At 67.2% G+C, this 22,902-nt stretch carries 26 protein-coding genes and 1 pseudogene; 13 read left to right on the top strand and 14 right to left on the bottom strand.

Annotated features, from left to right (window positions below; translation table 11 throughout):
- Positions 1-11: 11 nt before the first annotated feature.
- The 5 genes and pseudogenes from GM1_RS22865 to GM1_RS00930 all read right to left on the bottom strand — a co-directional run bounded on the left by GM1_RS22865 (position 12) and on the right by GM1_RS00930 (position 4,575).
- Positions 12-1,347: pseudogene (locus tag GM1_RS22865) on the bottom strand (cytochrome P450).
- 94 nt (positions 1,348-1,441) lie between these two features.
- Positions 1,442-2,482, bottom strand: a complete 1,041-nt coding sequence (gene rsgA / locus GM1_RS00945) for a ribosome small subunit-dependent GTPase A (protein WP_008375877.1) — start codon at positions 2,480-2,482, stop codon at positions 1,442-1,444.
- Positions 2,479-3,753 (bottom strand): 3-phosphoshikimate 1-carboxyvinyltransferase, encoded by a 1,275-nt coding sequence (gene aroA, locus GM1_RS00940; protein ID WP_008375876.1) that lies wholly within the window; start codon positions 3,751-3,753, stop codon positions 2,479-2,481. Before aroA ends, rsgA begins: the two co-directional genes overlap by 4 nt.
- 13 nt (positions 3,754-3,766) lie before the next feature.
- A complete protein-coding gene (locus GM1_RS00935; RefSeq protein WP_008375874.1) occupies positions 3,767-4,156 on the bottom strand; it encodes a VOC family protein in 390 nt (129 codons plus the stop codon).
- On the bottom strand, positions 4,144-4,575 hold the full coding sequence (locus GM1_RS00930) for a nuclear transport factor 2 family protein (RefSeq protein ID WP_008375873.1): 432 nt from the start codon (positions 4,573-4,575) through the stop codon (positions 4,144-4,146). Before GM1_RS00930 ends, GM1_RS00935 begins: the two co-directional genes overlap by 13 nt.
- 107 nt (positions 4,576-4,682) lie before the next feature.
- Between GM1_RS00930 and GM1_RS00925 the strand changes: the two genes are divergently transcribed.
- Positions 4,683-5,246 (top strand): PadR family transcriptional regulator, encoded by a 564-nt coding sequence (locus GM1_RS00925; RefSeq protein ID WP_008375872.1) that lies wholly within the window; start codon positions 4,683-4,685, stop codon positions 5,244-5,246.
- Complete coding sequence (locus GM1_RS00920) at positions 5,239-5,697, top strand: NUDIX hydrolase (RefSeq protein WP_008375871.1); 459 nt, start codon at positions 5,239-5,241, stop codon at positions 5,695-5,697. Before GM1_RS00925 ends, GM1_RS00920 begins: the two co-directional genes overlap by 8 nt.
- A gap of 102 nt (positions 5,698-5,799) precedes the next feature.
- Here the strand turns inward: GM1_RS00920 and GM1_RS00915 are convergent, their stop codons facing one another.
- Together GM1_RS00915 and GM1_RS00910 are read right to left on the bottom strand one after the other, a co-directional pair.
- Entirely contained in the window at positions 5,800-6,969 is a 1,170-nt protein-coding gene (locus GM1_RS00915) for an aminotransferase class I/II-fold pyridoxal phosphate-dependent enzyme (RefSeq protein ID WP_008375870.1), read from the bottom strand.
- Positions 6,970-7,005: 36 nt separating this feature from the next.
- Complete coding sequence (locus tag GM1_RS00910; RefSeq protein ID WP_040519222.1) at positions 7,006-7,848, bottom strand: aldo/keto reductase; 843 nt, start codon at positions 7,846-7,848, stop codon at positions 7,006-7,008.
- Between the two features lie 119 nt (positions 7,849-7,967).
- Between GM1_RS00910 and GM1_RS00905 the strand changes: the two genes are divergently transcribed.
- From GM1_RS00905 to GM1_RS00885, 5 genes are all read left to right on the top strand, one after another.
- Positions 7,968-8,150 carry a hypothetical protein gene (locus tag GM1_RS00905; RefSeq protein WP_008375868.1) on the top strand — a complete coding sequence of 61 codons (183 nt, stop codon included), beginning with the start codon at positions 7,968-7,970 and terminating at the stop codon, positions 8,148-8,150.
- Positions 8,151-8,172: 22 nt separating this feature from the next.
- Positions 8,173-9,096 (top strand): quinone oxidoreductase family protein, encoded by a 924-nt coding sequence (locus GM1_RS00900; protein WP_040519261.1) that lies wholly within the window; start codon positions 8,173-8,175, stop codon positions 9,094-9,096.
- A 3-nt stretch (positions 9,097-9,099) separates the two neighbouring features.
- The gene (locus GM1_RS00895; protein ID WP_008375866.1) at positions 9,100-10,470 is read left to right on the top strand and encodes an FAD-binding oxidoreductase; all 1,371 of its coding nucleotides are present in this window, start codon (positions 9,100-9,102) and stop codon (positions 10,468-10,470) included.
- 34 nt (positions 10,471-10,504) lie between these two features.
- Positions 10,505-11,197 carry a DUF4352 domain-containing protein gene (locus tag GM1_RS00890; RefSeq protein WP_008375865.1) on the top strand — a complete coding sequence of 231 codons (693 nt, stop codon included), beginning with the start codon at positions 10,505-10,507 and terminating at the stop codon, positions 11,195-11,197.
- 75 nt (positions 11,198-11,272) lie between these two features.
- Positions 11,273-12,760, top strand: coding sequence for a flavin-containing monooxygenase (locus GM1_RS00885; RefSeq protein ID WP_008375864.1), 1,488 nt, complete (start codon positions 11,273-11,275; stop codon positions 12,758-12,760).
- Between the two features lie 17 nt (positions 12,761-12,777).
- Here GM1_RS00885 and GM1_RS00880 read toward each other — a convergent pair whose 3' ends face one another.
- Complete coding sequence (locus tag GM1_RS00880; protein WP_008375863.1) at positions 12,778-13,152, bottom strand: DUF5313 family protein; 375 nt, start codon at positions 13,150-13,152, stop codon at positions 12,778-12,780.
- 7 nt (positions 13,153-13,159) lie between these two features.
- Positions 13,160-13,909 (bottom strand): SOS response-associated peptidase, encoded by a 750-nt coding sequence (locus GM1_RS00875; protein WP_040519221.1) that lies wholly within the window; start codon positions 13,907-13,909, stop codon positions 13,160-13,162.
- Between the two features lie 136 nt (positions 13,910-14,045).
- Between GM1_RS00875 and GM1_RS00870 the strand changes: the two genes are divergently transcribed.
- Positions 14,046-14,708 carry a sigma-70 family RNA polymerase sigma factor gene (locus tag GM1_RS00870; protein WP_052005271.1) on the top strand — a complete coding sequence of 221 codons (663 nt, stop codon included), beginning with the start codon at positions 14,046-14,048 and terminating at the stop codon, positions 14,706-14,708.
- On the top strand, positions 14,705-14,995 hold the full coding sequence (gene rsrA / locus GM1_RS00865) for a mycothiol system anti-sigma-R factor (protein WP_008375860.1): 291 nt from the start codon (positions 14,705-14,707) through the stop codon (positions 14,993-14,995). Before GM1_RS00870 ends, rsrA begins: the two co-directional genes overlap by 4 nt.
- Before the next feature lie 77 nt (positions 14,996-15,072).
- On the opposite strand, the gene GM1_RS23240 is transcribed toward rsrA, so the two are convergent.
- On the bottom strand, positions 15,073-15,147 hold the full coding sequence (locus GM1_RS23240; RefSeq protein ID WP_371865352.1) for a 50S ribosomal protein bL37: 75 nt from the start codon (positions 15,145-15,147) through the stop codon (positions 15,073-15,075).
- Between the two features lie 97 nt (positions 15,148-15,244).
- Here GM1_RS23240 and GM1_RS00860 point away from each other — a divergent pair, with 97 nt between their 5' ends.
- Positions 15,245-15,463: a biotin/lipoyl-binding carrier protein gene (locus GM1_RS00860; protein WP_008375858.1), complete on the top strand. Its 219-nt coding sequence runs from the start codon at positions 15,245-15,247 to the stop codon at positions 15,461-15,463.
- 9 nt (positions 15,464-15,472) lie between these two features.
- Positions 15,473-16,990, top strand: a complete 1,518-nt coding sequence (locus tag GM1_RS00855; RefSeq protein ID WP_008375856.1) for a sensor histidine kinase — start codon at positions 15,473-15,475, stop codon at positions 16,988-16,990.
- 68 nt (positions 16,991-17,058) lie between these two features.
- On the opposite strand, the gene GM1_RS00850 is transcribed toward GM1_RS00855, so the two are convergent.
- Together GM1_RS00850 and GM1_RS00845 are read right to left on the bottom strand one after the other, a co-directional pair.
- Complete coding sequence (locus GM1_RS00850; protein WP_008375855.1) at positions 17,059-17,313, bottom strand: WhiB family transcriptional regulator; 255 nt, start codon at positions 17,311-17,313, stop codon at positions 17,059-17,061.
- A 259-nt stretch (positions 17,314-17,572) separates the two neighbouring features.
- Positions 17,573-18,520 carry a diacylglycerol/lipid kinase family protein gene (locus GM1_RS00845; protein ID WP_008375854.1) on the bottom strand — a complete coding sequence of 316 codons (948 nt, stop codon included), beginning with the start codon at positions 18,518-18,520 and terminating at the stop codon, positions 17,573-17,575.
- A 68-nt stretch (positions 18,521-18,588) separates the two neighbouring features.
- Between GM1_RS00845 and GM1_RS00840 the strand changes: the two genes are divergently transcribed.
- Both GM1_RS00840 and GM1_RS00835 read left to right on the top strand, forming a co-directional pair.
- Complete coding sequence (locus GM1_RS00840) at positions 18,589-19,020, top strand: hypothetical protein (protein WP_008375853.1); 432 nt, start codon at positions 18,589-18,591, stop codon at positions 19,018-19,020.
- 65 nt (positions 19,021-19,085) lie between these two features.
- Entirely contained in the window at positions 19,086-19,877 is a 792-nt protein-coding gene (locus GM1_RS00835; protein WP_008375852.1) for a ParA family protein, read from the top strand.
- A 3-nt stretch (positions 19,878-19,880) separates the two neighbouring features.
- On the opposite strand, the gene GM1_RS00830 is transcribed toward GM1_RS00835, so the two are convergent.
- Both GM1_RS00830 and GM1_RS00825 read right to left on the bottom strand, forming a co-directional pair.
- On the bottom strand, positions 19,881-21,152 hold the full coding sequence (locus tag GM1_RS00830) for an Rv3212 family protein (protein ID WP_008375851.1): 1,272 nt from the start codon (positions 21,150-21,152) through the stop codon (positions 19,881-19,883).
- Between the two features lie 22 nt (positions 21,153-21,174).
- Complete coding sequence (locus GM1_RS00825) at positions 21,175-22,752, bottom strand: DEAD/DEAH box helicase (protein WP_008375850.1); 1,578 nt, start codon at positions 22,750-22,752, stop codon at positions 21,175-21,177.
- Positions 22,753-22,902 lie beyond the last annotated feature (150 nt).

The raw sequence follows: 22,902 nt of genomic DNA, 5'->3' as shown, positions 1-22,902 counted from the left end.
GGGACATGAGACTACCCGCCGTCGGGGCTCGAGTGCCGGATCACTTCGATCTCGCCGCCCCTGCCCGGGGAGTAGGTGACGCCGCGGAACCGCGTGGGTTCGCGCCGGGCCGTCGTCGGAGCGAGGTCGACCCCGCGGAGGACTTCACGGAGAACGATGTCCATCTCGGCCTGCGCGAACGACGCGCCGATGCATCGGCGCAGGCCGCCGCCGAACGGGATCCAGGTGGACGGGTCCACGCGTGAACCGACGTACCGATCGGGGTCGAAGTCGCCTGGCCGTTCGTGATTGGCTGCGTCGTCGTGGATGGATCGTGCGTCGACCACGATCGTCTGGCCCTCGTCGATCAGGTAGTCGCCGAGAGGGAACGGCGCCATCGCGCGCCGGAGGGTCTGCTGAACGATGGGCCGGGTGCGCTGCACCTCGGCGAGGGTGGCCGCGCGGAGGTCGTCCGAGTCGCCGGAACGTGCCTCGACTTGAAGCCGTCGCAGGAGGTCTGGGTGCCGAGTGATGCGCTCGAGCGTCCACGCCAGCGTTCCGGCCGTGGTCTCGTATCCGGCGATCACCAGTGCCAGCAGATTGTCGACGAGTTCGTCACGAGACAGCGGTAGCCCGTCGGCGTTGCGGGCGGCCACCAGTATCGACAGGATGTCAGAGCGTTCACGTCCCGCGTCGAGATCGTGCCGAGCCTGCTCGGCCAGCTCGTCGATGACCGCGGCGTGCTTGCGTCGGAACCGGGTGAGCGATCCGCCGGGGGAAGAAGCGGCCGAAGTCCCGCTGGAGGAACGTACTGAGAGCGAGTGCCTGCCCTACCTGCACGAATCGGGGGAGATCCTCGGCGAGTGCGGAGAATGCGGGGCCGCCGTGGTTCATTCCGTAGACCGCGCGCAGGATCACCCGCATCGTGATGGCGTTCATCGATGGAAGTGACGCGAAGCGCTCGCCGACCGGCCAGGTGGCGATCTCGCGTCGTGCCTCGTCGAGCATGACCTCGTGATGCCTGCGCAGTGCCGCACCGGTGAACGGAGGCGTCAGCATCTTGCGCTGGGTGCGGTGTTTGTCCTCGTCGAACGAGAACAGAGAGTGGCCGCCGAGGACCGGTCCGATGGCGTTCGCGGCGTGCAGCACGGTGGGATCGGCCCGGTACACCTGGCGGGCGAGGTCCTTGTCGCTCACGACCACGAGGTCGCCCAACCCGACCACCTTGACGTGGTACGCGTCGCCGTACCTCTCTCGGAGATGTCGCCTCGCCGCCCGGCTGCCCGATCCCAGGGTGAGCGTCCCGGTGAGCAACGGGAAGGGGGCGGTCGGCGGACGGCGGGTGGATCCGGTGTGCGTCGAAGTCATGTTCGTCCTTTGCGGTTCCCGATGGTACATGTGCGTACCACGTGGTGACGAACCTACGCACTCGGGACGAGAGAGGCAAGGGGCGAGCGGTTGATCAGGGGGCAGCGTCGACCGGCGGCTCGTCGGCCGGGCCGGTCGCACTGACTGATGCGAGGAGTTCACGCACTGCCATGGCACGGCGATACGACGCGCCTTCGAGAGCGTCGAGTGCACATTCCGGATCGGCGGGCGGACCGAGGTGGGTGCATCCGCGGGGACAGTCGTCTGTCGCATCGCGGAGATCGTCGAAAGCGTCGATGATCTGATCCGGCGTCACGTGGGCGAGGCCGAATGAACGGATGCCGGGGGTGTCGACCACCCACCCGCGACCGCCGGGGAGTGCAAGCGCGACGGACTGCGTCGACGTGTGCCTGCCCTTTCCGACTCCGGACACGACGCCGGTCGCACGATCGGCGTCCGGCACGAGGCGGTTGACGAGCGTCGACTTGCCCACACCGGAGTGCCCGATCAGGGCGGTGAGTTTGTGGTCGAGCGTCTCCCACAACTCGTCGAGCGGATCGTCGCGGCCGGCGACGATGACGGGGAGATCGAGATCGGCGAAGTGCGCCGAGAACTCGGCGGGCGCTGCGAGATCCGACTTGGTGAGGCAGAGGACCGGCGACAGTCCACCGGCGTACGCCGCTGCGAGCGCGCGTTCGACGAATCCGGTCCGCGGGGGCGGATCGGCGAGTGCGGTGACGATCAGCAGTTGGTCTGCGTTGCCGACGACGATCCGTTCGTACGGGTCGGTGTCGTCCGCGGTCCGCCGGAGGACGGTTCGTCGGTCCTCGACGCGGACGATCCTGGCGAGGGTGTCGGGTCTGCCGGACAGGTCGCCGACCACGCCGACCCGGTCGCCGACGACTATCGGGGTCCGGCCGAGTTCCCTGGCACGCATGGTCACTACCCGGCGATCTGGATCGTCGTCGAGCACACACCCCCACCGTCCCCGGTCGACGGACACGACCATCGCGGTCTGGGCGTCGGCGTGTGCGGGTCGTGTCTTGGTGCGTGGTCGAGTGCCCTTGCCGGGTCGGATGCGGACATCCGACTCGTCGTACGCCTGAGCGCTCTTGTTCTTGGCGCCCCGACTCAAGAGGCAGTCCCGGCCATCGTCTCCCACATCGACACGAAGTCGGGCAGGGTTTTTGCGGTGGTGCCGACGTTGTTGATCTCGACTCCCGGAACCCGCAGCCCGAGCAGGGATCCCGCCGTCGCCATTCGATGGTCCGCGTATGTCTGCCACACGCCCGCACGGAGCGGGACGCCGGTGATCACGAGTCCGTCGTCGGTCTCCCGGCAGTCGCCGCCGAGCCTGTTGATCTCCATGGTGAGGGCCGCGAGCCGGTCGGTCTCGTGGCCGCGCAGGTGCGCGATGCCGCGGAGCGTCGACGTGCCGTGCGCCAGTGCGGTGAGTGCTGCGATCGTCGGTGTCAGTTCGCCGACATCCCGCAGGTCCGCGTCGATCGGCGACAGGACATCGGGGCCGGTCACGGTGAGCAGGCCGTCGTCGCCGCGCGACGCGACGGCGCCCATCCGCTCGAGGATGCCGACGATCTCCGCTCCCGGTTGGGTGGTGGTGGACGGCCAGCGGGGGACGCTGACACGTCCGCCGGTTGCAGCAGCGGCGGCGAGGAACGCGGCGGCGTTGGAGAGGTCGGGTTCGATAGCCCAGTCGACGGCCGAGATCGAACCGGGGTAGACCGTCCACGACGTGTTGTCGGCGGTGGCTTCCACGTGCACGCCTGCGGTGCGGAGCATGTCGACTGTCATGTCGATGTGCGGCATGGACGGCACCGGCGCACCGGAGTGCGTGATCTGCACTCCATCTGTGAAGCGTGCGGCGGACAGCAGCAGCGCCGACACGAACTGCGACGACGCCGACGCGTCGATCGTGACTGGACCGCCTGTCACCGCGCCGGTGCCGTGGACGGTGAACGGCAGCGAGTCGCCGTCTATCGAGACGCCCAGGTCGCGAAGGGCGTCGAGAACCGTGTGCAGCGGGCGGGTCCGAGCCTGCTCGTCACCGTCGAACGCGGCGTCGCCGGTGGCGAGAGCTGCCGCGACCGGCAGGAATCGCATCACTGTCCCTGCGAGGCCGCAGTCGACCGAGCCTCCGTGCAGCGGTGCTGGTGTCACCTCGACGCTGGTCGGGTCCGCCGGGTCGGCGGTGATCCCGGTGCCGAGTGCGGCCAGGCCTGCGAGCATCAGGTCGGTGTCGCGGCTGCGCAGCGTGCCCGTGACGCGCGACGGGCCGTCGGCGAGCGCCGCCAAGATCAGAGCGCGGTTGGTGATCGACTTCGATCCGGGCAGGTCGACGACCGCGTCGACCGATCCTGTGACATAAGGCGACAGCCAGTTGCTCATGAGGTCCAGTCTTTCACGTCTGCGCGGGAGGCCTCTGGTCGCGGCGCAGCGGATGATCGGCGGGGATCTCAACGATGATGATCGTCCGCCCATCCGGGTCGGAGATCGACATCTCCACCAGCCCCCAGGGTTTGGTCTCCGGCTCGGAGCCGATCGGCACTCCGTCGGCCGCGAGACGGTCGCGTTCGGACCGGATGTCCCGGACCTGCAGCCACAGGGTGTCGCCGCCGGACTGCCCCGGTGGCATGTGCGCGGGGATCTCGATGTGGCTGGTCCCGGCGTGGAACACGACGCCGCCCGGGTATTCGCGGGCGATCGCGAGCCCGAGCCGGTCGCGGTAGAAGTCCGTGAGGGCAGCGGGATCGGATGAAGTCAGCAGAATGCGGCTGGTCAAGACCTCCATGTGTCCACGGTAGACGGGCGAGCGGCCGCCTCTGCGGCTTCCTGACCGATGCGTTCGAACTGGGCGCCCATGGCCTCTGCGAGGGCCTGCGCCGCGGTGAGTGGGCGGACCATCACCATGAAGTCGTCGATCTTGCCGTCGTCGTTCACGTGTATGAAGTCGGTGCCGGTAAGGGCTTTTCCGTCGATTGTCGTCTCGAACATCAAAGCGTGATCGCGGCCGTCGGCGCTGCTGTACTCGCGGACGTAGTGGAAGCCGTCGCCCATCACCCGGATCACTCCGCGCAGGATGGCGGCGGTGATGTGACGTCCGTGGTACGGCTTGAACGCGACCGGGCTGGTGAAGACGACGTCGTCGGCGAGGAGTCGGTCGATCGCCTCGTGGTCGCGGGCGTCGACGGCTTCGCGGAACTCGCGCATGGGTGCTCCTTAGTCAAAAAATTGATTACCTTCTCCGTTCGAGTATGGGCTTGCGGCTGTCGGCCTGTCCAGGGATCAGCCGTCAATTTGTTGACTAATCTGGTTGCATGGCACTTCGGCACGCGTTGCTGGCGACTCTTCTGACCGTGGGGGAGTCGTCGGGCTACGACCTCGCCAAGGAGTTCACTCCAGAACGTGCGACGTTCTGGGTGGCGTCGCCGCAGCAGATCTACCGCGAACTCGACGGCATGGAGGCTGCCGGGCTTGTGTCTGCGCGGGTTGTCGTCCAGGAGCGCAGGCCCGACAAGCGCATGCTCACGATCACCGATGCGGGCCTGGCCGAACTCGAGGCCAACGCACGCGACGGTGCCAAGCCGGTGGCGATCCGCGACGAGATGATGGTGATGGTGCAGAGTGTCGCCGCCGCCGACCGTGTCGCCGTCTGCACCGCCGTTCGTGATCGACTGGACGCCTCGCGGCGAAAGCTGGCGCACTACGAACGCCTCGAAGCGAAGTATCGGGCCGGACGGTCCGACGCCGCCCTGTATGCGGACGAGCGAGTGGCGGGACCGTACCTGACTCTGTTGCGCGGGCTGTCGTTCGAGCGGGAGAACATCGCCTGGAGCGAGACCGTGCTTCGGGTTCTGGAAAGGGAGGGCGACGATGCCTGAGGTGAGTGCCGGAATCCTGATGTATCGCACCGGTGCGCACGAGTTGGAAGTGCTGCTCGTGCACCCCGGCGGACCGTTCTTCGCACGCAAGGACGACGGCGCGTGGTCGATACCGAAGGGCCTGGTGGAGCCCGGCGAGGACTTGCTCAGCGCCGCTCGTCGCGAGTTCGCTGAGGAGACCGGGCATATCGCTCCCGAGGGCGAGACCGTCGACCTCGGCGGGGTCCGACTTCGCAGCGGCAAGGTCGTGCATGGATTCGCGGTCGAAGGCGATCTGGACTCAGACGCGATCGTCAGCAACGTCTTCGAGATGGCATGGCCGCCGAAATCGGGCCGCATGCAGACGTTTCCGGAGGTGGATCGGGCGGGATGGTTCTCCGCGACGGAAGCACGCGTGAAGCTCAACGCCGCACAATCGGACTTCGTCGACAGGCTGATCGAGAATCGTTGAGGTGGTTCAAAAGTCAGCCTCGTCATCGATAGCCGAGGGCAATCTTCCCTCGATCATCGATGACGAGGCTGATACTTGAGAACCGGCGTGAGTGCACCGAGCTCACTCGGCGGCAGGCAGTCCAGATACGAACTCCCCGAGGCGCTCGAGGCCGATGCGGAGGTCGGACTCGGCGGTGGCGTAGGACAGGCGGACGTACCGTTCGGCGCCGATGTCGCCGAAATCCTTGCCAGGGGTCAGAGCGACGTGAGCCGAAGCGAGCGCCCGCTCGCAGAACTCCGAAGCAGTCAGGCCGGTTGGACTGACATCGACGTACACGTAGAACGCGCCGTCCGGGGGAACCGGAACGTCTAAACCGATGCGCCGAAGACCGTCGAGGACCAGGTTTCGTCGGCCGTGCAAGGTGTTCCGACGTGCCTCCGCCTCGGCGATGGTCTGCGGATCGAAGCAGGTCAGCGCCGCCATCTGCGATGGTGTCGGCGGACAGATGTAGTAATTCTGCGCGAGGCGTTCGGCCACTGGGATCATCTCCTCCGGCAGCACCGCCCAACCGAGTCGCCAACCCGTCATCCCGAAGTACTTCGAGAAGCTGTTGATCACGATCGCGCCGGGATCGTCGGCGGCGACGCTCCGCCGCTCGCCGTCGGCGAGGCCGAGGTAGATCTCGTCGACGATCCGCCACCCGTCCCGGTCCTCGGCGCCGCGGCAGAGATCGAGCAGGTCGTCGTACGCGAGCGATGTGCCCGTCGGATTGGACGGCGACGCGATCATCACGCCGCGTGTGCGCTCCGACCACGCATCTGCGACGTCATCCGGCCTGAGCTGGAAGCGGGACGACGGTCCGGTGCCGAGCAGGCGGACGTCCGCGCCGAAGCTCTCCGCAAAGCGTCGGTTGCACGGGTATGACGGATCGCCCACCAGTACTTCGTCGCCCGGGTCGATGAGCGCCGCGCACGACAGCAGCAGCGCTGCCGACGCGCCCGTCGTGACCACCACACGACGGGCGTCGATCGGTGCACCGAACTGCGCGCCGCTGAACTGTGCGATGCGTTCACGCAGTTCCGGAAGGCCGAGCGCGCCGGTGTAGGCGAGCGGACGGCCGTCGGTGAGGCCACGAATCGCTTCCAAGAACGCGGGTGGCGCACCGAAGTCCGGCTCGCCGATGTTCAACTTCACGACGTGGACGCCGGTCGCCTCCAACTCGGCGGCGTGCTTGCCGAACTCCATGGCGTAGAACGGCGTGACTGCCTCGGCTCGGCGGGAGAAGCGCATGCGGTCATCGTATGCACCGCACGCCGGGAGCGACGATCAGGCCGGAACCCAATTGAAGGTGTCGGGATCCGGGCCCAGCCTGCGGTCGGCGTCGAGTGCGTCGATCCGGGCGACCTGCTCGTCCGACAACTCGAAGTCGAACAGAGCGCTGTTCTCGGCGGCCCGGGCTGGCGACGACGACTTCGGGAAGATCACGTCGCCACGCTGAATGTGCCACCGCAGTGTCACCTGTGCGACGGTGCGCGCCACCTGTCCCGCGATCTCGGCGAGCACGGGGTCGTCGAGGACGGCGCCCTGGCCGATGGGCGCCCACGCCTCGGTGACGATGCCGTGGTCGCGGTTGAATGCGCGCAGCGGGGCCTGCTGGAAGTAGGGATGCACCTCGATCTGGTTCACCGCGGGGACCACTTCGGTGTTCGCGAGCAGTCGCTCGAGGTGCCCCTGCTGAAAGTTCGAGACACCGATCGTGCGGAGGGCGCCCGACCGGTACTGGCCTTCGAGAGCGCGCCACGTGTCGACGAAGTCGCCGACCTCGGGCAGCGGCCAGTGGACGAGGTACAGGTCGATCGGACCCAGGCCGAGCTCGTCGGTCGAGCGGGCCACGGCGTCCACAGCGACAGCCGGATCATGGGCGTTGTTGTTCAGCTTGCTGGTGACGAACACGTCCGACCGCGACAGGCCCGACTCGCGGACCGCCTCGCCGACCTCACGCTCGTTGCCGTACATCTGCGCGGTGTCGATGTGGCGGTAGCCGGCCTCCAGGGCGGTCAAGACCGCGCCCTTCGTCTCGCGCGGGGGAATCTGGTACGTGCCGAATCCGAGCTGCGGGATGTCGACGCCGTTGTTGAGGGTGATGGACGGAATGGTGTTGTCTGCCATGACATGTTCAATGCGGTCGCGCGGTCCGAGTATTCCCGGATGGGTGAACACCCGGATCTTCTCCCTGGGATCGGCTCTGGACTGGTGCTTTCCGTCTCTGGCGGTGGCACCGTGAAGGCATGAGCACATTCACTGACAACACATCGTCCACCGGCGTCTCGATCTGGAAGATCGTGGCCATCGTCATCGCGATCATCGTCGCGGTGTCGCTGATCGGGCCGATTCTGCACGCGGCGTTCTGGATCGGACTGTTCGCCCTCGCAGCCGTCGGCGCCTACTCGCTGTTCAAGTCGAAGGGCTGACTCGCGGCCTACGATGGGCCGCATGACTCGGAAACTCGTTGCGACAGCATTCGGCGCACCCCGTGAAGTCCTCACCGTCGTCGATGTCGAACTGCCGACCGCGTCTGTCGGCACGGTGACCGTCGACGTCCGCGCCGCGGGGCTCAACCCGTTCGACGTGAAGAGCGTCCAGGGCGTCATGGGAGAGGACCCGGCGAAGCTGCCCTTGCAGATCGGAAACGAATGCTCCGGGGTGGTCCGGGAGGCCGCGGCGGGCACCGGGCCGGCGGTAGGCGATCGTGTGGTCGTCTACCCGGTGTCCGGCGCGTTCGCCGAGACCGTCGTCGCACCCGCGGCGTCGGTGCACACACTGCCCGACACCGTCGACTTCGACCAGGCAGCAGGGCTGCTCCTCGCCGGAGTCACGGCATACGACCTCGTCGAGACCCTCGACATCACCGAGACCGACACGGTTCTTGTGCACGGCGGCGCAGGCGCGGTCGGATCGATCGCGGTGGTACTCGCCGTCAGCCGCGGGGCCGCCGTCATCGCGACGGCGTCCCCGGCGAATCACGAGGCTGTCCGTGCCCTCGGCGCGACGCCAGTCGACCATCACTCGGTGCTGCTGGACGCCGTCCGATCAGCCGCGACGACCCCGGTGACCGCTGTGATCGACACGGTGGGGGTCGATGACGCGATCGACGTCTCGCTGGAACTGGTCGAACCGGGGCGGATCGCGAGCATCGCCGCCTGGGGTCGGGCGGGGGACGGCATCACGATCCTCGACGGTTCCACCGACGCGAGCAAGCGGCATCGCCGCGACGCGGTCCAACCGTTGCTCGCCGCTGCCGCCGACGGTCGGATCGTGATCGAGGTCGCGGGGACGTCCACGTTCGACGATGCGGCCGATTCGTTCGACGCGCTTGCCGGCAGGCATCCCCGCGGCAAGTACATCCTGCATCCGTAGGTCGTGGCTGTACCGAACGCCCAGATCGTGCGTGCCCTGCGCGCGATCGTCGGCGACACCCACGTCCTCACGGAGTCCGATGTCGCGGCACCGTATCTGACCGACTGGACGGGAGAGTGGCACGGCGACGCGGTGGTGGTCCGTCCCGCCGACACGGCAGAAGTGGCGGCCGTGCTCGGTTTGTGCACCGCACACGATGTGAAGGTGACCCCGCAGGGCGGAAACACCGGTCTCGTCGGCGGATCGACGCCGCCACCGAACGACTCACGACCGTGGGTGCTGCTGTCGCTGCGCAGGCTCGACACCATCGGAATGCCCGACGGCTCGGGGCAATGCATTGCGGCGGGGGCCGGTGCGACCTTGGCCGCGGTGCACACCGCCACCACTACGAGCCCCGAACTCGGCCTGATGTTCGGCGTCGACCTTGCGGCCCGCGACTCCGCGACCATCGGCGGCATGGTCGCCACGAACGCCGGCGGCATCCGCATGATTCGATACGGCGACATGCGGTCCCAGGTCCTCGGGCTCGAAGCGGTGCTCCCGTCCGGTGACGTGGTCACTCGGTGGCGGCCGCTGCGCAAAGACAACGTCGGATACCATCTGCCCGGACTGATCGCGGGCAGCGAAGGCACACTCGCCGTCGTCACCCGGGTGCTCCTGCGGCTTGTCCAGCGCACCTACCGGACTGCGGTCGCGCTGGTCGGCGCCGCAGACGTCGACGCGGCACGGCGCGTGCTGGTCGCCGTCCAACGGTTCGGCCACACTGTTGAGGCCGCCGAGATCATGACCCGAACCGGAGTCGATCTTGTAGCCGGCACCGGTGTCCGGACGCAGATCGACGCCGGTGCGACGCTGCTCCTGGAGATCGTCGGAGGAGTCGAGGAACTGTCCGAATCACTCGCGAGGGCGGGCGACGACGTGCTCGACGCCGTCGTCGACGCCGGACCGGCGAGCGACCTGTGGCGAGTGCGCGAATCGCACACCGAGACCATCGCGCGTTCGTCGACCACAGCTCCGGTGAAACTCGACGTCTCGGTGCCGATGGGCGATGTGCATCAACTCATCAGCAGGGTCGACGAATTCGCCGGACGATCGGGAGTCCGGGCGGTCCAGTTCGGTCACATCGGCGACGGCAACATCCACGTCAATCTGCTCGACGTCCCTGCTGGGAATCGTCAGACTGCTGCCGACTGCGTGTTGGGGATCGTCGTTGAGCTCGGCGGCAGCATCAGCGCCGAACACGGTATCGGCCGCGCGAAGGCGGCCTCGATCGGCCTCGGCCGCGACGCCGTCGACATCGCCGCGATGCGGGCGATCAAGGGCGCCCTCGATCCGCGGGACACGATGAACCCCGGGGTGATCTTCGGCGGATAGGAGGTTTGTCGTACCCGTCCGATAATGTCTCGGCATGACTTACCCGAATCCGTACTTTCAGCCGCCGGTCGCTCCTCCGGGGCCGCCGACTGTCGCCATCCGACGGAGCGTGCTTCTGCTCTTGTCCATTGTCGTGGTCGCCGGAACCGCGGCAGGCGCAGGTCTGATCGGATACTCGATCGGCAAGGGCCGCTCCGACGAGACGGTCGTCGCTGCGACGACATCGACGCACACGAACTCCGACTCCAGTCCGTCGACGGAGGAGTCGACGGTTCCGTCGGCCGATCGAAAGCAGATGGGTGAGGCGGCCACAAACGGTTCCGCGGGCGTCACACTGAATCGCGTCATGTCGCCGGCAACGATCGACTTCTACGACTCGGACTTCGTCGCGAAAAAGCCCCGCGCTGGCACTCGATTCGTTCTCGTCGCTCTGAAAGTCGCCAACAATGGTCAGAAGCCGATGAGTCCGCTCTACGTGATCGACGCGCGACTGACTGATGACCGCGGGCGCGAATTCTCGGTTGTCGAAGACAACGGGTTGATGCGCGAGAACTTCAGTAGAAACCTCTCCGACGAGCTTCCCGATGACCTGCAGCCGGGTCTGAGTGCCGAGGTCTACTACGCATTCGAAGTTCCGCTTGAGGCCGACATCGTCGCATTCGGATTCCGTGACGACGCCGCTGAATACGATGCACCCTGGACCGAGTACACGGTCGCGATTCGCTGACGCAGGAGGGTATTGGGTTTCGGGTCGAACCCGGTTAGCCTGTGACGACGGGTTACGGACAACTGGGGAGCTGTGATGAATGACCTGGCACTCGATCACCAAGCGATCATCGTCGGCGCCGGATTCGGCGGCATCGGGGCCGGGATCGAACTGAAGCGGCAGGGGATCTCCGATCTGGCGATCCTCGAGCGTGAAGACGACCTCGGCGGGACCTGGCACGTGAATCACTACCCGGGACTGGCAGTCGACATCGCCTCGGTCACCTACTCGTATTCATTCGAACCGAATCCGAACTGGACCAGGCTGTTTGCGCCCGGCGCTGAACTCAAGAAGTACGCCGAGCACGTCGCCGACACCTACGATCTCCGCCGGCACATGGAGTTCGGTGTCACCGTCGAACGGGCCGAGTGGGACGACGCCGGGTTCTGGACGGTTCACACCACGGACGGTGCCAGCCGAACAGCGCAGTTCCTGGTGACGGCCACCGGATTCCTGTCACAGCCGTACACCCCTGACTTCCCCGGCATCGAGTCGTTCGCAGGCGACGTCATCCACACGACCGCATGGCAGGACGGCTACGACTTCGCGGGCAGACGTGCCGCGGTGATCGGAACCGGCGCCACCGCGGTCCAGTTGATCCCTGAGATCGCGAAGTCGGCTCGTCACTTGACGGTGTTCCAGCGAACCCCGATCTGGGTGGTGCCGAAAGTCGACTTCCCGATCCCGGCTCCGATCCGTCGACTCTTCGGCGCAGTGCCGGCGACGCAGAGGGCGGCCCGAGCGATCAACACGTCGATGCTCGAGTTGCTGATGGTCGTCGGCGTGCTCCATTACCGCCAGGCCAAGCCTGGAAATCGGCTCGCTGCTCTGCTCGCCAAAGCGCACATGCGTGCGCAGGTGCGTGACGCGAACACCCGCCGACAGCTCACCCCCGCCTACGACTTCGGGTGCAAACGCCCGACGTTCAGCAACACGTACTTCCCGGTGTTCAACCAACCGGACGTCGACCTCGAGACGTCGTCGATCGTCCGAGTGGAGGCCGACGGGATCGTCGTCGAGGGCGAGAAGAAGATCCCGGTCGACACGCTGGTCCTCGCGACGGGCTTCAACCTGTGGGACGTGAACTTCCCCGCCTTCCAGGTGATCGGGCGAGACGGTCGGGACCTCGGGAAGTGGTGGCGCGACGGCCGGTTCCAGGCGTACGAAGGTGTGGCCGTCCCGAAGTTCCCCAATTTCCTCACCTTGAACAGCCCGTACTCCTACAGCGGCCTCTCGTACTTCACGACCATCGAGGGCCAGATGCGACACATCGCCCGACTGTTCGGGGAGCTGCGGAAGCGCGGCGCGGACCGTTTCGAGGTCACCGAGCAGGCGAACTCCGCCTACCTCGACAAGTCGACCGAAAGACTCGGCGACTCGGTGTTCTACGCAGGCGACTGCGCGTCGTCGAGGAGTTACTACTTCAACCAACACGGCGAAGCGACCCTGCTCCGCCCCCAGGCGACGCTGTCGACCCTGCGCGAGATGGAGAACTTCCCGCTCGACGACTACACGTACGCCTGACTACGGCGTGCCGTCGCTCAGCGACCGAAACGTTGGCGGTAGTCGTCTGCGACGGCGTCGGCGCGCTGGATCTGGACTGCGTCGACAAGCGAGGCGTCCAACCCGTTGTTGATGAGGAGATGACGGCGGTAGACGCGGATCAGCGCGATCTGGAAGTACACGAACGGGATCAGGATCAGGAGCATCATTCCGCCGCGAAGCAGGAGCGGGCCGGGGATGAACCAGAATCCGACGAGCAGTGGAATCAGAGGGATCAGCCCGCGGACGATGTACCGGCGCACGTGGCCGGGCCCGGTGAGATCGTTGCGCACCCACTCGCGCATCGAGGTGGGCAGCGGGCGTCCCAGCAGGTAACCGATCTTCTGCAGCAGTCCAGGACGTGTCGCGCTCATAGGGGAATCATCCCATGTCGCGAACTTCGTCCAGCAACTCGGGACCGTTGTTCGACACCCGGTTGACCAGCGGTGACACCTGCCGGATCGCGATCCGCTCCACGAGTTCGAGCGCGGGCGGCGCCAACAGGGCCGGGTCGGCGGGGGAGTCGGGGTCGAGCCACGCGTCCCAATACTCGATCGGCATGATCAGCGGCATCCGATGGTGCACGTCGGTCAACGGGCCCACGGCGTCCGTCGTGACGATGGTGGTGCTGGACACCCACGCGGAGTCGTCTCCGGCGGCCCGTGCCTCGGCAGGCCGCCACGCCGCCCACAGACCGCCCATGAACAGTCGGGTGTTGTCGTCGGGCGACATGAAGTAGGGGACCTTCGTCGGCTTGCCGTTCGCGCCGACCGGCCCCGCTTTCCACTCGTACCAGCCGTCCATCGGGACCAGGCAGCGCTTGCCCTTGAGGGAGTTGCGGAACGCGGGCTTCTCCGAGAGCGACTCGGCGCGCGCGTTGAACAACAGCGGCCCCTTGCCCAACTCCTTCGTCCACGACGGCACCAGGCCCCACCGCATCGCCCGGACCCGTCGAGCCGGGTCGTCGTCGGGACTTCCGTGTTCGTGGCGGTCGACGACCGTCATCACCGTGGTCGTCGGGGCGACGTTGTAGTTCGCCGGAGCGAAGGATTCGGGGACCACCTCGTTCCGCGCGTCGAGTTCCGCCGCCAACTTCGCCGGATCGGTTGTCACCGCATAGCGTCCGCACATGCCGTCCATGCTGGCACGGAACAAGTAGCGGTCGCGAGGCGTTGCACATCCCGCAGCCGTCGAAATCACGACGGAGAACGACCAGGAGGTGAGGGACCCGGTGACGACAGCGACCGTGACAGCCCTGGAACCGAAGATGTTGATCGGGTGGCCGGTAGACTCGTCCGAACAAGCGTCGAGTGAAGGGAACCCCGTGGCTGAAGAGAGCGAGCGCGACCAGACGCAGGCCGAGCTCACCGAGCGGTTCGAACGTGACGCGCTTCCGCTGCTCGATCAGTTGTACGGCGGCGCCCTGCGGATGACCCGTAATCCGGCCGATGCCGAGGATCTCGTGCAGGAGACGTTCGTGAAGGCGTTCTCCGCGTTCGCGTCGTTCCGCGAAGGCACGAACTTGAAGGCGTGGATGTACCGCATCCTCACCAACACGTACATCAACTCGTATCGGAAGAAGCAGCGGCAGCCCGCGCAGTACCCGACCGAGGAGATCACCGACTGGCAACTCGCCGCCACGGCCGAGCACACGTCGACGGGACTTCGCTCCGCGGAGATCGAGGCGCTAGACGCCCTTCCCGATCAGGAGATCAAAGACGCCCTGGCCCAACTGCCCGAGGACTTCCGGATGGCCGTGTACTACGCGGACGTGGAGGGCCTGCCCTACAAGGAGATCGCCGAGATCATGGACACTCCCATCGGAACCGTGATGTCCCGACTCCACCGTGGTCGTCGCCAGCTGCGCGACCTTCTCGCCGACGTCGCGCACGAGCGTGGCATCGGCCGCACCGACGAGGTAGTCCGATGAACGCAGGCATTTCCGATCGTGACGAGCAGTTCGAGAACCTCGACTGCTCCGCCGTCGTCGCAGACATCTGGCTGCTGTTGGACAACGAGTGCGACGCAGGGGCGCGGGAGCGCTTGCAGGGGCATTTGGACGGCTGCCCGTCGTGCTTCGAGCATTTCGGCGTGCAGCGTCAGCTGAAGGCGCTCGTCAGCCGCAAATGTGGCGGCGACTCCGCTCCCGAAGGTCTCCGCGAACGCCTCCGGATGGAGATCCGCACGTCGGTGACCATCCGGCAGACTCCCGGATAACGATCCAGACAGCGAACGGCCCGGTCCTCGATGAGGGCCGGGCCGTTTCCGCGTGGTGACGCGTGAGCTGAAATCGCTCAGGCGTTGGGACGCTTGCCGTGGTTGGCTGCGTTCTTCTTGCGGCTGCGCTTCTTACGTCCGCGCTTACCCATGACGGACCTCCTTCTCCTGATTCACGTGCGTCGGCCATTGTTTCACGTCCACAGCCCGGTGTGTTAATCGTGCGCACTCGCGACGTACGATCGGACCATGCCTGAAGACGTCGTCGCTGAAATCGTCGCCACCGTGCTCGAAGTCTCCGTGGACGCGGGAGCCGAAGTCGCGACCGGCGACACCCTGGTGCTCCTCGAGTCGATGAAGATGGAGATCCCGGTCGTGGCCGAGGACCCGGGGACCATCGACTCGGTGCAGGTCAAGGTCGGTGACGTGATCCAGGCAGGCGACGTCATCGCCTCCTACCGCGACTGACCCGTCCCCGTGGCGACTCTCACCGAACTGCTCGCCGAGCACACGACGCTGTCCGACGAGGCCGCCGCACATCTGCAGCGCCTGGTCGCCGAATGGCAGTTGCTCGCCGACCTCTCCTTCGCCGACTACCTGTTGGCCGTCCGCGGCGACGAAGGCGAATTCGTGTACGTCGCGCAGGTGCGACCCAACACGGCGTCGACGGTGTTCCAGCACGACGAGGTCGGACACCCGGTGGAGGACACCGAGAGCGCACAGGGCGCCAACCCGCTGATCCATCCGGCGTTCGCGACCGGCCGCATCATGCAGGAGGGCCTCGCCACCCGCTACGGGAACCTTCTCGTGACCCGGGTGGCGATTCCGGTGACGTTCGAGGGCCGGGTCATCGCGGTTCTCGGCAGGGCGGTCGAGGCGTCCGAGACGCGCCCGCCGTCGCCCCTGGAGGCTGCTTACCGCGACGCTGCGCAGGCACTTTGCGAGATGGTCGTGGAGGGGACGTTCCCACTCGACGAGGCCAACACGATGGGCCTGTCGACACCGCGCGCCGGAGACGGCTTCGTCCGGCTCGGGCCCGCGGGTGTCGTCGAGTACGCCAGTCCGAATGCGCTGTCGGCGGTCCACCGCATGGGGTGGACGACGGATCTGTCCGGAGTGGTCCTGGCTGACCTGTTTCGACGGCTTCTCAACGACCCGTTCGAGTCGACCGACGCCGCGGCGATGCTCGCGATGGCCGCGGGCGCCGCGGACGACTCCGACGTCCCTGTCCGCGGACTCCGCATGGAGTTCGACGCACGGCGGGCCACGGTCCTGGTCCGGGCCGTGCCCCTCCGGTCACGCGGTCGTTCGCAGGGCGCCGTGCTGCTGATCCGCGACGTCACCGAGGTGAAACGGCGTGACCTGGCGTTGATCAGCAAGGACGCGACGATCCGCGAGATCCACCATCGCGTCAAGAACAACCTCCAGTCGGTGTCGGCGCTGCTGCGCCTGCAAGCGCGTCGCTCAAACAATCCAGAGACGTCCAAGGCGCTCGAAGAAGCCGTGCGCCGGGTCGGGTCGATCGCTCTCGTGCACGAGATGCTGTCGGGCAGCGTCGACGAAGAAGTGGACGTCGACGCGATCGTCGACAGGGTCGGCACGTCGATCGTCGATGTCGCGCTACCGGACGGCGGTGGGTCGCGCGTCGTCGTGACGCGAGTGAGCCGCTTGGGCGTCCTCGCGGCCGACCTGGCGATGCCCCTCGTCATGGTGCTCACCGAAGTGTTGCAGAACTCGATCGAACACGGTTTCGCGACGGGACAGAAGGGCGCGCGGATCGTGATCGACGCGGAGCGTGACGTGCGGTCGTTGGCCGTGCACATCACCGACAACGGTCAGGGGCTGCCGGACGGCTTCGACCTCGAGAAGTCCGACCGCCTCGGACTGCAGATCGTGCGGACTCTCGTCTCGAACGACCTCGGCGGACAGATCCGAATCGGTCCGTCGCCGGACGGAACGGGCACACGTGTCGACCTGACCATCCCCTTGCACTGACACGCCCCCGCAATGACAAAGACCCCGACCGGAGAATCCGGTCGGGGTCTTCTTCGACGTGCTGCAGGTCAGACGGCGCTGCGGGCGCGGGTGCGCGCGTTGCGGCGCTTGAGCGCGCGACGCTCGTCTTCGCTCATGCCACCCCAGACGCCTGCGTCCTGGCCGGTCTCAAGTGCCCAGGACAGGCAGTCGGCGGTCACCGGGCAGCGCTGGCAGACGAGCTTCGCGTCTGCAACCTGAGCAATGGCCGGTCCGCTGGTGCCGACCGGGAAGAACAGCTCGGGATCCTCATCGCGACAGATGGCCTTGTGACGCCAATCCATGACAAAACTCCTTCAAAAATGCATCGCTGTGCGCAGGGCACACGAAATCACGTCAGTTCGTATTGTGTGGGCTGCAACGAGGAATCCTCCTCGATGTCTGAGCGGGGCGGCGCGCAGAACTGGGGGCCGGTCGTTGCGGTCACTATCTGTTGTACTACTGTGCACCGACGTTTGGCTATAGGTCGCCAGCGAATGCCGGATACGTCACAAGGGGTTGGCATCGTGGCCAACGTATGTCTACCGGCGGGTAACTAGTGGGTTACGAGCCAAGCGGAGGCGCCACCACGTCGAGCACATGCCGACGGTGACCGAAGTCGAGTGAGGTGTATTCACCCAGGTAGTCGCCGTCCATCTGGACATCGGCCGGCTTGTCGCTGCGGAATCGGACCCACTCGACGTCGTCGTCGCGGAACACGTGCTTGGCGGTCGGTTCCACACCGCGGAGAAGTTTGGAACCCAGCACGATGTTGCGGGGGACTGACACGGATGTTGCTGCGAAGATGCCCAACCCGTGTTCGAAGTCGGTGCCGGGGTTCGTCCGGATGGCGCGGGTGCCCAGGTACGTCCAGGGCCCGGTGTTGCTGACGAAACCGAACCGCACCCCCTCGACCGGTTCATGGTCGGGAACTTCGACCGTGAACGACGGAGGTGTCACCGAGGGACGGAAGAACGAGCCGACAGTGGTCCGCAGATAGCGGCCGGCCGTCGCGCGCCGACCCTTGTGCCGCAGTTCTTCCATCCGCCGCACGACGATCGCGTCCATGCCCATTCCCGCGTTGAACAGGAACCAGCGGTTGAGTGTGTGGCCGAGGCTGATCGGCCTGCGGGCACCGGAGTCGAGAAGGGTCATCAACTGTGCGGTCGCGGCCAGCGGGTCCCGGCTGACTCCGAGGGCCCGCGCGAAGACGTTCGCGCTGCCGCCGGGGACCACGCCGAGCGCGGGCAGCGACGCGGAGTCAGGAGTGTCGGCGTCCGGCGCGCCCAGGATGCCGTTGGCGACCTCGTTGACCGAACCGTCGCCGCCGTGCACCACCACGGCGTCGTAGCCCTCGCGGACGGCCATCGCGCCCAGCTCGCCCGCGTGGCCTCGGTGCGTGGTGCGTTCGACGTCGACGCTGAACCGGGAGTCGAGCGTGTTCGCCAGCGCATCGCGACCCTCAGCGGTGGTGAAGGTCGCATACGGGTTGGTGATCAGCATGACACGCACGGCTCCACACGATATCGGCTGCGGGGCCGGTGTCCCAATCGGCGGGAGTCCGACCTACTCTTGAGTATGTGAGCAGTACCGATCCCACGCCCGAGTCCGCCGTCGTTCCGTCGACGCTGCGCTGGGCCGGATGGGCCATCGCAGCAGAGGGTCTCCTCGGCCTCATCGTCGCCGTGGTCTACGTGGTCCGCGAAGCCACCGGCCACCACGAGGAGTCGATCAGCGGGTACGGCACCGCTGTGTGGTTCACCGTGATCGGCGGCGCCGTGATGGCGGGCGGGATCGGCTTGAGCCTCGGCAAGCGGTGGGGTCGCGCGATCGGTGTGATGGCGCAGATCCTTCTGCTCCCCGTCGCGTACGCCCTGCTGACGAGCAGTAACCTGCCATCAATCGGCGCTCCCGTCGGAATAGTCGCGCTCGGTGTGCTCGGCCTGCTGTTCTCGCCGCCGTCGTTGCAGTGGCTCAACGCCGAATCGCTGCCGCCGGACGCCGAGGAGTAGAGGCCCGATGTGGGCCGTGCCACGCGATGCCCCTTGTGTAACCGGGTGAACGTATGGTTGGGGCCATGACGCGCACTCTCGCCATCGCGAACCAGAAGGGCGGCGTGGCGAAGACCACGACCACAGCGTCGGTCGGGGCAGCGCTCGCCGACCAGGACGTCTCGGTCCTCGTCGTCGATCTCGACCCCCAGGGCTGCCTCACCTTCTCCCTCGGACACGACCCGGATCAGATCTCGAAGTCGGTCCACGACGTGCTGATCGGCGCCGAGGACATCGCAGACGTCCTCCTCGACACCGACGACGGCGTGACCCTGCTGCCCGCGACGATCGACCTCGCGGGTGCGGAAGCGCTGCTCCTGATGCGTCCGGGCCGTGAGTACGCACTCAAGCGAGCGCTCGCCGAAGTGGCGCAGGACTATGACGTGATCCTCGTCGACTGCCCGCCGTCGCTCGGCGTCCTGACTCTCAACGGACTCACCGCGGCCGACGAAGTCGTGGTTCCTCTGCAGTGCGAGACCCTCGCTCACCGCGGAGTGGGGCAGCTCCTGCGCACCGTCACCGAGGTGCAGCAGATCACCAACCCGAACCTGACGATGCTCGGGACCGTGGCGACACTGTTCGACGCGCGAACCACACACAGCCGTGACGTCTTGGCCGACGTGTCGGACCGGTACGACATGCCGGTCCTGAACCCGCCGATCCCGCGCACTGTGCGTTTCGCGGAGGCCTCGGCGTCCGGTGCGTCGGTAATGCGCGGACGCAAGAACAAGGGCGCCACCGCATACCGCGAGCTCGCCGACAATCTGCGGGCATACTGGAACGGCGCGGACATCGCGACGTACGAGATCAGCGAATAGCCGCTACGAGAGGGCGGCGATGACCGGGCCGCGCTGTTCGACCACCCACCGTCCGAGGACTCGGACGGCGACGGGATGCGTGCCGTCTGTGTCGTAGCCGCCGCGGTCGACCCTGATCGTCCGGACTTCGCGGCCGTCCGACAGTTGGCGGACGCTGATCCGCCCGGGCATGGGGAGCAACAGCTCGCCCGCCATCACCGATCCCGGGCCGACCGTGCCCGGGATCTGGTACATCGGGACGGTCGACGTGCCGTCGAGGACAACGGTGCCCGTTCCCGTCCAGACGGTGATCACGCCGGAGTCGACGATGGGAGCGGTCGACGTGGGCAATGCGACGTCACCGGCGACGGAGTGCGCCGACACGGGTTCGGCCTGCGGCGAGTACACGCGGATCCGGGGGCCGGACGGCCGTGTCGCCTCCCCGGTGTCGTCCACGCCGCCGTCGTATACGGCGAACGCCTGGTTGCTGCCGCCGATGATCGCGGGCGCCGGGCCGTGCGACGTGGACGTCAGCATCGTGGTGCCCCACTGGATGATCCGCTCATCGGAGTCCTGATCGGTGCCGATGACGGTCAACCGGTAGCCGAGGTCGCCGTCGCAGCGTTCGACGATGCCGACACGGCTTCCTCCGGGCACCGCGGAGTAGAGGTGACAGTTGGTCCGGCCGGGGGTCTTGCCAGGGTTCACGAGCGCCGATCGGCCGTACTCGATGCCGCGGACGAGATTGGTCCCCCACGTCTCCAGGCGAGTGCCGCCTGCCGAGACGACGTAGTCGCCGTCGTACGAGAGTGTGACGTCGTCATCGGCGTCACTGGTGCGGCTGCCGGACCGAAGGCCGGTGTCGCCGCGGAGACCGGTCACCTCGCTGCACCCGCGACTGTTCCGATAGACGGCGAGAACCTTGTCCGCGCCGCCCGGCCATGCCGCGAGCGCCGCGCACAGGTCGTCGGCGCGGCTGTACGACCAGCGGGACGCTCCGGTTGCGGGATCGTGTGCGGTGACGGTCCCGCCGTCGGCGGTGATCACCGATGCGGCTGTCAGCTGCGGGATCTTCGTCGCGGCCGACCGCGCCGTCCACACGGGTGTCAGGGCACGGGGACTCTCCTCGGCGGCCGCCGGAGTGGGCGGCGCCGTCGCAGCGGTCTGCAGGTCGGTCTGCCGGGCGTCACTCATCGCCCACACCACCAGAGCGCCCACGACGACCAGGACGACGATCACCGCCGTCACGATCAGGTCGACGCGGGTCCGGCGCTCCGGCGGATGAGAATTCCCCATGCTGGAGACAGTACGGAAACAGTCAGTCCGACGCGCCGTCGGACGGCGCCGAGGCCGCGGCGTCACCGGCGGGCTTGCCACCCGAACGGCGACGACGTCGGCGGGGGCGGCGCGGCTTGTCGTCGGTCGCCGACTCCTGCGCCGGTGCGGCGTCGTCGGAATCGGCGGGCGCCTGCGTGTCGGCAGACGACTCCGATGAGCTTGCGGACTCGCCGCCACGGGTGCGTCGACGGGTGCGGGTGCGCTCACGCTTCGGGCGGTCGGCCCGAGCCTCGCGACGTTCCTCCGACGTCTGGCGGGCGCCCTCGACGCGACCGTCGGCGTTCTCCGGGATCGACAGTTCTTCACGGAGGTGATCGGACGTCGAGTACGTCTCAACCGGCTCGGGGATGCCGAGTCCGAGGGCCTTGTTGATCAGTTCCCACCGGTGGATTTCGTCCCAATCGACGAGGGTCACCGCGATGCCGGTGCGGCCGGCGCGACCGGTGCGACCGATGCGGTGCACGTAGGTCTTGTCGTCTTCGGGGCACTGGTAGTTGATCACGTGAGTCACGTCGTCGATGTCGATGCCGCGGGCGGCGACGTCGGTGGCGACGAGCACGTCGACGGTACCGTCTCGGAACTTGCCGAGCGACTTCTCGCGGGCCACCTGGCCGAGGTCGCCGTGCACCGCGCCGACCTTGAAGCCGCGCTCGGCGAGATCATCGGCCACCTTCTGCGCGGTTCGCTTGGTACGGGTGAAGATCATCGTGGCGCCGCGGCCGTCGGCCTGCAGAATGCGGGCGACGAGCTCGGCCTTGTCGAGAGCATGTGCGCGGTACACGTACTGCTTGGTGCGCTCGTGGACGGCGGAGTCGTTCGCCTGCTCGGCGCGGATGTGCGTCGGGCGGTTCAGGAACGTGCGCGCCAGCGTCACGATCGGGCCCGGCATGGTCGCCGAGAACAGCATCGTCTGGCGGTCGGCGGGCAGCGCGCCCATGATTCGTTCGATGTCCGGGAGGAATCCGAGGTCGAGCATCTCGTCGGCCTCGTCGAGGACGAGGATGCCGACCTTTCCGAGGATCAGGTGGCCCTGCTGTGCGAGGTCGAGGAGACGGCCGGGCGTGCCGACGACGACGTCGACTCCGCCCTGCAGCTCCGCGATCTGCTGCTCGTACGGGCGGCCGCCGTAGATCGAGGTGATCTTCAACGGGCGAACGGCGCCGTCCGAGAGGGTCACGTCGACGCCCTTCGACGCCGTGACGAGATCCTCGGTCACCTGGACGCACAGTTCGCGCGTCGGGACGATGATCAGAGCGCGCGGAGTGGTGTCGAGGGCGCGCAGCCCGGACGCCTCGGCGGTCACCAGGCGGTGCAGCAGGGGGACGCCGAAGCCGTAGGTCTTGCCCATGCCGGTGCGGGCCTGACCGATGAGGTCGGAGCCTGCGATCGCGAGCGGGAGGGTGAGCTCCTGGATGGCGAAGGTGCGTTCTTTGCCGTCGGCGGCGAGTGCTGCGACGATGGCGCCGTCCACGCCCAATTCGGTGAAGGTCGGGGCCTGGTGATCCTCGTCGACGATCGTCGTCTGGATCGAGTCGTCCACGCTGGTGTCGGTTGTCATGTGCGGTTGTATGCCTCTCGTGTGCTGTGCACGCACACATCGGCTTCGCGGGGTCCTGCGGGGCAGGCCCTCGGCGTGGCATCTGCGGTGCGCGCTCAAGGTGTGACGCGGTCGTCTGGTCCGGCGGCGCCCGTTGAACTCGGCACCAGA

It is taken from the genome of Gordonia malaquae NBRC 108250, assembly GCF_000344135.1.
GTDB classification, from domain to species: domain Bacteria; phylum Actinomycetota; class Actinomycetes; order Mycobacteriales; family Mycobacteriaceae; genus Gordonia; species Gordonia malaquae.
The sequence above is the reverse complement of the archived record's forward strand: the minus strand, read 5'-3'. Positions and strand labels throughout refer to the sequence as shown.

What these genes read in the sequence shown, in the direction of transcription:
- GM1_RS00870 (WP_052005271.1), top strand. Translation starts at nt 14,046, where the DNA reads ATGTTGATCGGGTGGCCGGTAGACTCGTCCGAACAAGCGTCGAGTGAA.
- GM1_RS00885 (WP_008375864.1), top strand. Translation starts at nt 11,273, where the DNA reads ATGAATGACCTGGCACTCGATCACCAAGCGATCATCGTCGGCGCCGGA.
- GM1_RS00915 (WP_008375870.1), bottom strand. Translation starts at nt 6,969, where the DNA reads ATGCGCTTCTCCCGCCGAGCCGAGGCAGTCACGCCGTTCTACGCCATG.
- GM1_RS00890 (WP_008375865.1), top strand. Translation starts at nt 10,505, where the DNA reads ATGACTTACCCGAATCCGTACTTTCAGCCGCCGGTCGCTCCTCCGGGG.
- rsrA (WP_008375860.1), top strand. Translation starts at nt 14,705, where the DNA reads ATGAACGCAGGCATTTCCGATCGTGACGAGCAGTTCGAGAACCTCGAC.
- GM1_RS00905 (WP_008375868.1), top strand. Translation starts at nt 7,968, where the DNA reads ATGAGCACATTCACTGACAACACATCGTCCACCGGCGTCTCGATCTGG.
- GM1_RS00835 (WP_008375852.1), top strand. Translation starts at nt 19,086, where the DNA reads ATGACGCGCACTCTCGCCATCGCGAACCAGAAGGGCGGCGTGGCGAAG.
- GM1_RS00875 (WP_040519221.1), bottom strand. Translation starts at nt 13,909, where the DNA reads ATGTGCGGACGCTATGCGGTGACAACCGATCCGGCGAAGTTGGCGGCG.
- GM1_RS00850 (WP_008375855.1), bottom strand. Translation starts at nt 17,313, where the DNA reads ATGGATTGGCGTCACAAGGCCATCTGTCGCGATGAGGATCCCGAGCTG.
- GM1_RS00860 (WP_008375858.1), top strand. Translation starts at nt 15,245, where the DNA reads ATGCCTGAAGACGTCGTCGCTGAAATCGTCGCCACCGTGCTCGAAGTC.
- GM1_RS00880 (WP_008375863.1), bottom strand. Translation starts at nt 13,152, where the DNA reads ATGAGCGCGACACGTCCTGGACTGCTGCAGAAGATCGGTTACCTGCTG.
- aroA (WP_008375876.1), bottom strand. Translation starts at nt 3,753, where the DNA reads ATGAGCAACTGGCTGTCGCCTTATGTCACAGGATCGGTCGACGCGGTC.
- GM1_RS00825 (WP_008375850.1), bottom strand. Translation starts at nt 22,752, where the DNA reads ATGACAACCGACACCAGCGTGGACGACTCGATCCAGACGACGATCGTC.
- GM1_RS00910 (WP_040519222.1), bottom strand. Translation starts at nt 7,848, where the DNA reads ATGGCAGACAACACCATTCCGTCCATCACCCTCAACAACGGCGTCGAC.
- GM1_RS00900 (WP_040519261.1), top strand. Translation starts at nt 8,173, where the DNA reads ATGACTCGGAAACTCGTTGCGACAGCATTCGGCGCACCCCGTGAAGTC.
- GM1_RS00830 (WP_008375851.1), bottom strand. Translation starts at nt 21,152, where the DNA reads ATGGGGAATTCTCATCCGCCGGAGCGCCGGACCCGCGTCGACCTGATC.
- GM1_RS00935 (WP_008375874.1), bottom strand. Translation starts at nt 4,156, where the DNA reads ATGGAGGTCTTGACCAGCCGCATTCTGCTGACTTCATCCGATCCCGCT.
- GM1_RS00925 (WP_008375872.1), top strand. Translation starts at nt 4,683, where the DNA reads ATGGCACTTCGGCACGCGTTGCTGGCGACTCTTCTGACCGTGGGGGAG.
- GM1_RS00920 (WP_008375871.1), top strand. Translation starts at nt 5,239, where the DNA reads ATGCCTGAGGTGAGTGCCGGAATCCTGATGTATCGCACCGGTGCGCAC.
- GM1_RS00930 (WP_008375873.1), bottom strand. Translation starts at nt 4,575, where the DNA reads ATGCGCGAGTTCCGCGAAGCCGTCGACGCCCGCGACCACGAGGCGATC.